Here is a 6,979-nt window from a genome sequence, read left to right as displayed (position 1 = left end):
CGGTGACGCCAACAACGACAGCAGTGTTGACGTTTCTGACGCGGTTTATATCATTAACTACGCCTTCGCCGGTGGCTCTCCTCCGCAGCCTGTAATTGCCTGCGGTGATGCCAACAGCGACGGCAGTCCGGACGTCTCCGACGCGGTTTATATTATTAACTTCGCTTTCGCCGGCGGAACTCCGCCAGGTGATTGTGCCGCTGGTTCATGGGGCGGTGACGACTGTTGCGCGTATTAATTGACTGACCGTCAATTCCCTGGTTGAGAAACTGAAAGAAAATCAGATTTCTCGATAAAAAGCCGTGCCGGTTAACACCGGCACGGCTACTTTTTTCGCATCTCCCAAGTCCTGTCTCCAACCCGATCTTGCCAATTTACTTGCTGTTTTTTGGTCAATTATATATATTCCGCAGTTAACTGTTAGCCTGCGAAAGTGGCGGAACTGGTAGACGCGCTGGATTTAGGATCCAGTGGCTTTGGCCGTAGGGGTTCAAATCCCCTCTTTCGCATATTTTTTTAAGCTGGAACAATAGGTCGCAAAACAGACTTTATCCAGTGACAGAACTATTACAATTTCGATCCGGAGTATGAGATGAAGTATAATTTGGTCGAGGAAGAAAACTGGCGTCGCAAACTCGAAGTCACCATCCCCGAAGAGGATATCAACAAGAAATTCGAGGAAGTCTACAAGGTCCTCAAACGCGAGGCCCAGATTCCGGGATTTCGCAAAGGCAAGGCACCGATTAATGTAATCAAGTCGCGTTACGGCAAGCTGGCAGAAAAAGAGGTGCTTGAATCCGTCGTCCCGGACGCTTACTCCGAAGCGGTCAAGGAATCGGGGGTAATGCCGATTTCAGATCCGGCTTTTTCCATGATCCAAATCGAGGAAGGCAAGCCGGTCACTTTCACGGCCGAATTTGATATCAAACCGGAAATCGAGCTCCAGAAATATACCGGATTCACACTAAAAAAACAGTCCCCGGAGCTCAAAGAAGAGGATGTCGAGGACGCCTATAAGCATATTCTCGATCGCTTCTCATCACTGAAGACCAAGGAGGGCGCGGCTGAAGATAATGATCTCGTGGTCGTCGATATGGAGGTCCTCGAAGATCCCTCAAACTCGATCGAGCAGAAAGAGATGAAAGACTTCCAGTTCCAGCTCAACCAGAAAGCCACCCTGCCGGAATTCTATAACGCCCTCAAGGGAATCAATCCGGGTGATGTGCGCGAAGTCGAAATCGACTATCCCGATGATTATTATCAAGAGCAGATGGCCGGAAAACATTTCAAGTTTAAGCTGACCGCCAAGGAGATAAAGGAAGTGATCCCTCCCGAGATCAATGAGGAGTTTTTGAAACAGTTCGGCGAGGATATGAAAACCGCCGATGATCTCAAGGATCGTATCCGCGAGGATCTCAAGCAACGCCGTCAGCAGGAGGTCGAGAATGAATTACAGGACCAGACTATAAAGTCAGTAATCTCAGCCAATACATTTGAACTTCCGGAATCTTTGATCCATAACTACCTTGACCACATGATTGAGGACTATAAACAGCAAAACCAGGATAAGCAGGCGGATGATGAAGAGCTTCGTAAGCAGTATCGGCCGATGGCGATTCGGTTTATCCGCTGGAACCTGCTCTACCACCTGATCGCCGAAAAAGAGAAAATTGAAGTGAGCAAAGAGGATACCGATAATTGGCTGGAGAATTTTGCCGATAAGTCCAATATAACCGTTGAGCAGGCCAGGGAATTTCTGGCCGCCCAGAAGAAGATACAGGACGTCAAGGAAACTATTCTGGAACAGAAAGTTATCGACTTTATTCTGGAGTCTTCGACAGTAGAGGACGTATAAGAGAAAGGATGCTTATGCCGTTAGTTCCGATCGTAGTAGAACAGACCGGTCGTGGAGAACGCTCCTGGGACATATTCTCCCGGCTACTAAAAGACCGTATCGTCTTCGTCGGTACTCCGATCGACGATCATATTGCCAACCTGGTCATTGCCCAGCTTCTGTTTTTGGAAGCTGAGGATCCCGAAAAAGACATATTTATGTACATCAACTCGCCCGGCGGTTCGGTCACGGCCGGAATGGGCATATATGACACCATGCAGTTTATCAAGGCCGACGTTGCCACGACCTGTATGGGTATGGCGGCCAGTATGGGTGCGTTGCTTTTGGCGGCCGGTGCCGACGGCAAACGTACAGCCCTGCCCCATGCACGAATTATGATCCATCAGCCCTGGGGAGGTGTTCAGGGTCAGGTGACCGATATCGAAATCCAGACCAAGGAATACCTGACTCACAAAAAAGCCTTAAATGAAATTTTGGCCAGCCATACCGGTCAACCGATCGAAAAAATCGAAAAAGATACCGACCGTAATTTCTGGATGTCCCCGGAGGAAGCCAAAGAATATGGCTTAGTCGATGAGGTCTATGAAAAAAGAACTTGATTTCAGATTAATATCTTGTTAATTCCAGAATTGGGCTACTTATTAGCCCAATTTTTTTGGAGATTTTTATATGTCGAATAAAGCACAAAACAGAATAAGGAAATGCTCTTTCTGCGGACGCTCAAGCCCTCCGGTGGGACGACTGTTCTCGGGCGAGGAAGCGTTGATCTGCAATGAATGCGTCAATCTGTGTGCGCGCATTTTACAGGAAGAGGAACGCAAGCTCAGGATTTCACGGGATTTTAAACTGCTCAAACCATCCGATATCCGGGCCTTCCTGGATAAATATATGATCGGACAGGATTCCGCCAAAAAGTCTATTGCGGTCGCGGTTTATAATCATTACAAGCGGGTGATGTCCCATCGTGACAGCCCTGGCGAAAGCGATGACGAGATCGAAATGGACAAGTCCAATATCCTGCTTCTGGGCCCGACAGGTACGGGTAAGACGCTGGCGGCACAGACCCTGGCAAGGATGCTTTCGGTACCGTTTTGTATCGCTGACGCGACCGTCCTGACTGAAGCCGGCTATGTTGGCGAGGATGTCGAAAATATATTGGTCCGGCTCGTTCAGGCGGCCGATTACGATATCAAACTGGCCGAGCATGGAATCGTCTATATCGACGAAATCGACAAGATCGCCCGACGCGAGGCCAATCCATCGATTACGCGCGACGTTTCCGGCGAGGGCGTCCAGCAGGCACTGCTGAAGATGCTCGAGGGTACCGAGGCCAACATACCGCCCAAGGGCGGACGCAAACATCCCGAACAGCAGTTCATCAAGATCAACACACGCAATATTTTGTTTATCTGTGGCGGGGCTTTTGACGGTCTCGAGAAAGTTATACTCAAGCGCGTTGGACGCAAAAGCCTCGGGTTTGCGGCGGAGAAAATTCTGCTGGATGAGAAGCGTATCGGCGAGATACTGGAACTGGCTCAACCCGAAGATCTTCTCAGCTATGGATTGATTCCCGAGCTTATCGGCCGACTTCCGGTGGTATGTGCCCTGCATGAACTCTCAAACGAAGCTCTGCTCGAAATTTTGACCAAACCCCAGAACGCTCTGGTCAAACAATATAAAAAGCTGTTCGAGATGGATGATATCGAATTGTCATTCACCGATGACGCCCTCTCTGCGATTGTCGAAAAAGCCCAGAAGCGCAAAACAGGGGCACGGGCACTGCGTTCGATTATGGAAGAATCGATGCTCGATATCATGTACGAGATGCCATCCCGCGATGATGTCACCAGCGTGATTGTCACCGAGGAAGTTATCACCGAAAAGGCATCTCCGGAAATCGTTCTAAAAGAGAGGCAGAGTGCCTAAATCGATCCGGATCGAACATAACAACGAAAAGATGAAAATCCCCGGCACACTTCCACTGGTGCCGTTGCGGGATATGGTAATCTTCCCCAATATGGTTTCACCGCTTCTTCTGGGGCGTCAGTTTTCGCTGGACGCGTTACAGGAGGCTATGGTCAGGGAAAAGCTGATCTTTCTCAGCACACAGCATAAACCTCATATCGAGGAACCCCAGCGCGAGGATCTTTACACGACCGGTACAGTCACCCGTATATTGCAGGTAATGAAGCTTCCCAACCAGATGATCAAAGTGCTGGCCGAAGGTATCACCCGGGCCAGGATAATGGATATGTACCTGGATGAAAACTGCTACTCGGTCGAACTGGAGTTTCCCCAGATTCCGGACGGCGCCGATGACAACCACATGGAAGCATTGGCACGGCAGGTTTCACGCAATTTCGAAGAATATGTGCGCTATTCTCATAAGGTGCCGGACGAAGTCCTGATGTACTTGAGCCACATAGAAGATCGCCTGCAACTGGCCGACATCATCAGCGCTAACCTCGAAGTAAAAGTCAAGATACGCCAGGAACTCCTGGAATCACCGACGATCTACGAACAGTTTACGAAGCTTGATGAAATACTAAAAAGTGAAATCGAAATCCTTAAAATCCAGGAGTCGATCGACAACACGGTTAAGGATTCCCTGATATCGAGCCAGCGCGAATACTATTTGCAACACCAGTTGAAAGCGATCAAGGAAGAGCTCGGCCAGTTCGAGGAAGGCCAGGGCGATGCCGGCGGGTATCACAAAAAGCTGAAAAAACTGAAAGCCCCCAAGGAAGTTAAGAAGAAAGCTCGTGAGGAAATCGAACGCCTGCAGAAGATGCATCCATTTTCTGCCGAGGCCGCGGTTGTGCGGGGATATCTGGATTGGGTGCTCGAACTCCCCTGGGAAACCCATACCAAAGACCGGGATGATTTCAAAAAGGTCTCAAAGATTTTAGATGAAGATCACTACGGCCTCGACAAGCCCAAAAAGAGAATTTTGGAGCACCTGGCAGTCATACGCCTCGCGGAAAAAACCCGAGGTCCGATCCTGTGCCTGGTCGGTCCACCGGGTGTCGGCAAAACTTCCCTGGGTAAATCGGTGGCACGAGCACTGGATCGAAAATTCGTGCGCATGTCCCTGGGCGGAATGAAAGATGAAGCTGAAATCCGTGGTCATCGCCGGACCTACATCGGGGCACTGCCGGGCAGGATAATTCAATCGATAAAAAAAGCTGGTTCTTCCAATCCTGTCTTTATGCTGGATGAGATCGACAAGATCGGAGCCGATTATCGTGGCGACCCTGCCGCCGCACTCCTGGAAGCGCTCGACCCGGAGCAGAACAACTCGTTCTCGGATCATTTTCTCGAACTCGATTACGATCTCTCGCAGGTTCTCTTTTTGACTACCGCGAATACCCTGCAGGGGATCCCAACACCGTTGATCGATCGCATGGAAGTGATTCGACTCCCCGGTTATCTCGATTATGAAAAGCTTAAAATTGCCCAGAACCATCTGGTTACCCGCCTGAAAAAGGAGATGGGTCTCTCCGGGGTTAAGATTACGATGGATAAAAATATTGTCATGAAGGTAATTCATGATTACACACGTGAATCCGGGGTTCGCGAACTGGAACGGATGATCGCCACTGTGTACCGCAAAGTGGCCCAGGAAAAGGTCACTCATCCGCGCCGCAGGTCATTCAAAGTAACTGCACCAAAATTGAAGGAATACCTGGGTGCGCCTCGTTTTCAGGGCATGGAACGCCTGACCCGTCCGATCGTGGGCCGGGCCTACGGTCTGGCCTGGACCGAAACCGGAGGTGAACTCCTGCCTGTCGAAGTCTCGCTCATGAGCGGTAAGAGCAAGCTGAACCTGACCGGTAAGCTGGGTGATGTCATGAAGGAATCTGCCTCGGCCGCATTGTCCTATATCCGCAGTAAAGCCTCGGACTTCGGACTCGAGCGCGATTTCTTCAAGAATCTCGAAATTCATGTACACATACCTGAAGGCGCTGTTCCCAAAGACGGTCCTTCGGCCGGGATAACCCTTATGGTGGCCCTGCTTTCGGCCTTGACCAATAAACCGGTACCTTCGGACATTGCCCTTACCGGCGAATTGACTCTGACCGGACAGGTGCTCCCGATCGGCGGATTAAACGAGAAATTCATCGCCGCTAAACGCGCCCGAATTAAAAAGATCGTCTGCCCCAAGAGAAACTCAGCTGAAATCGAGGAACTCAACAACGAGGTCAAATCGGGGCTCGACCTGCGGATGGTAAAAACTGCCGACCAGGTAATCGCGGAAGTCTTCAATGGTGGCAAAAAGCGTCATGCTCGAACTAAAAAACGTTGAGTTTGTGCAATCAGTCTTCGATCTCTCACAGTTCAAAGGACAAGCCTTACCCGAAATAGCCTTTGCGGGCCGATCAAATGTCGGCAAATCATCGATGCTCAACAGGTTGATGGGTCGTAAGAACATGGCCAAGACATCCTCGACACCCGGTAAAACCCGCTCCATAAACTATTTCAAGATCGGTAAATCCTGTTATTTTGTCGATCTGCCCGGATTTGGGTACGCCAAAGTATCCAAGTCAATGCGCAATGAATGGGGGGCTTTGATGGAACAATATTTCGATAAAAACGAGATGTTACGGGGTGTAATTCACCTGGTTGACAGCCGTCATGAGCCGACCGCCCTGGATATGCAGATGAATCAAATGTTGAGCGAGAGGGAATTAGTATATATGATTGTCCTCACTAAGGCCGACAAGCTCTCGAACAATCAGCTCGCCCAGTCGGTCAAACGGGCATCAAAGAAATTCGGACTGCCGCAAGGGCTCCACCCGATACCGTTTTCAGCAGTGACCGGGCAGGGGAAAAAGGAGGTCCTGAGCTGGATTGAATGGAGAATAACCGAAAACTAAAGGATAAATTCATGAAGCACACTGCAGTGGTAGGAAGTCAGTGGGGCGACGAAGGCAAGGGCAAGATCGTCGACCTGCTCTCCGAAAAAGCGGATATAGTCGCTCGCTCGCAGGGAGGCGCAAACGCCGGCCATACCGTCATAATCGATGATCAGGAGTATATCCTGCATCTGATACCCTCGGGAATCCTTCATCCAGACAAAGCCTGCCTGATTGGCAACGGCGTGGTAACTGACCTGTGGCGACT

6 protein-coding genes and 1 tRNA gene are annotated in these 6,979 nt (G+C 50.1%); all 7 read left to right on the top strand.

Annotated features, from left to right (window positions below; translation table 11 throughout):
• Positions 1-427 precede the first annotated feature (427 nt).
• Positions 428-509: transfer RNA gene (locus GF404_10745), tRNA-Leu, on the top strand.
• A gap of 83 nt (positions 510-592) precedes the next feature.
• Entirely contained in the window at positions 593-1,855 is a 1,263-nt protein-coding gene (gene tig / locus GF404_10740; GenBank protein ID MBD3382658.1) for a trigger factor, read from the top strand.
• Positions 1,856-1,869: 14 nt separating this feature from the next.
• Positions 1,870-2,454: an ATP-dependent Clp endopeptidase proteolytic subunit ClpP gene (gene clpP / locus GF404_10735; protein MBD3382657.1), complete on the top strand. Its 585-nt coding sequence runs from the start codon at positions 1,870-1,872 to the stop codon at positions 2,452-2,454.
• 70 nt (positions 2,455-2,524) lie between these two features.
• Entirely contained in the window at positions 2,525-3,781 is a 1,257-nt protein-coding gene (clpX, locus tag GF404_10730) for an ATP-dependent Clp protease ATP-binding subunit ClpX (GenBank protein MBD3382656.1), read from the top strand.
• Positions 3,782-3,812: 31 nt separating this feature from the next.
• Positions 3,813-6,161, top strand: coding sequence for an endopeptidase La (lon, locus tag GF404_10725; protein MBD3382655.1), 2,349 nt, complete (start codon positions 3,813-3,815; stop codon positions 6,159-6,161).
• Positions 6,121-6,732, top strand: a complete 612-nt coding sequence (locus GF404_10720) for a YihA family ribosome biogenesis GTP-binding protein (GenBank protein MBD3382654.1) — start codon at positions 6,121-6,123, stop codon at positions 6,730-6,732. Before lon ends, GF404_10720 begins: the two co-directional genes overlap by 41 nt.
• Before the next feature lie 11 nt (positions 6,733-6,743).
• Positions 6,744-6,979 (top strand): adenylosuccinate synthase (locus tag GF404_10715; GenBank protein MBD3382653.1); only part of this gene is annotated, 236 nt, incomplete at its 3' end.

The sequence above is a fragment of the Candidatus Zixiibacteriota bacterium genome, from assembly GCA_014728145.1.
GTDB lineage: Bacteria > Zixibacteria > MSB-5A5 > JAABVY01 > JAABVY01 > WJMC01.
This window is presented reverse-complemented; position numbering and strand designations above follow the sequence as displayed.

Excerpts from the sequence above, each read along its gene's own strand:
- tig (MBD3382658.1), top strand. The coding sequence starts at position 593 with ATGAAGTATAATTTGGTCGAGGAAGAAAACTGGCGTCGCAAACTCGAA.
- clpP (MBD3382657.1), top strand. The coding sequence starts at position 1,870 with ATGCCGTTAGTTCCGATCGTAGTAGAACAGACCGGTCGTGGAGAACGC.
- clpX (MBD3382656.1), top strand. The coding sequence starts at position 2,525 with ATGTCGAATAAAGCACAAAACAGAATAAGGAAATGCTCTTTCTGCGGA.
- lon (MBD3382655.1), top strand. The coding sequence starts at position 3,813 with ATGAAAATCCCCGGCACACTTCCACTGGTGCCGTTGCGGGATATGGTA.
- GF404_10720 (MBD3382654.1), top strand. The coding sequence starts at position 6,121 with ATGGTGGCAAAAAGCGTCATGCTCGAACTAAAAAACGTTGAGTTTGTG.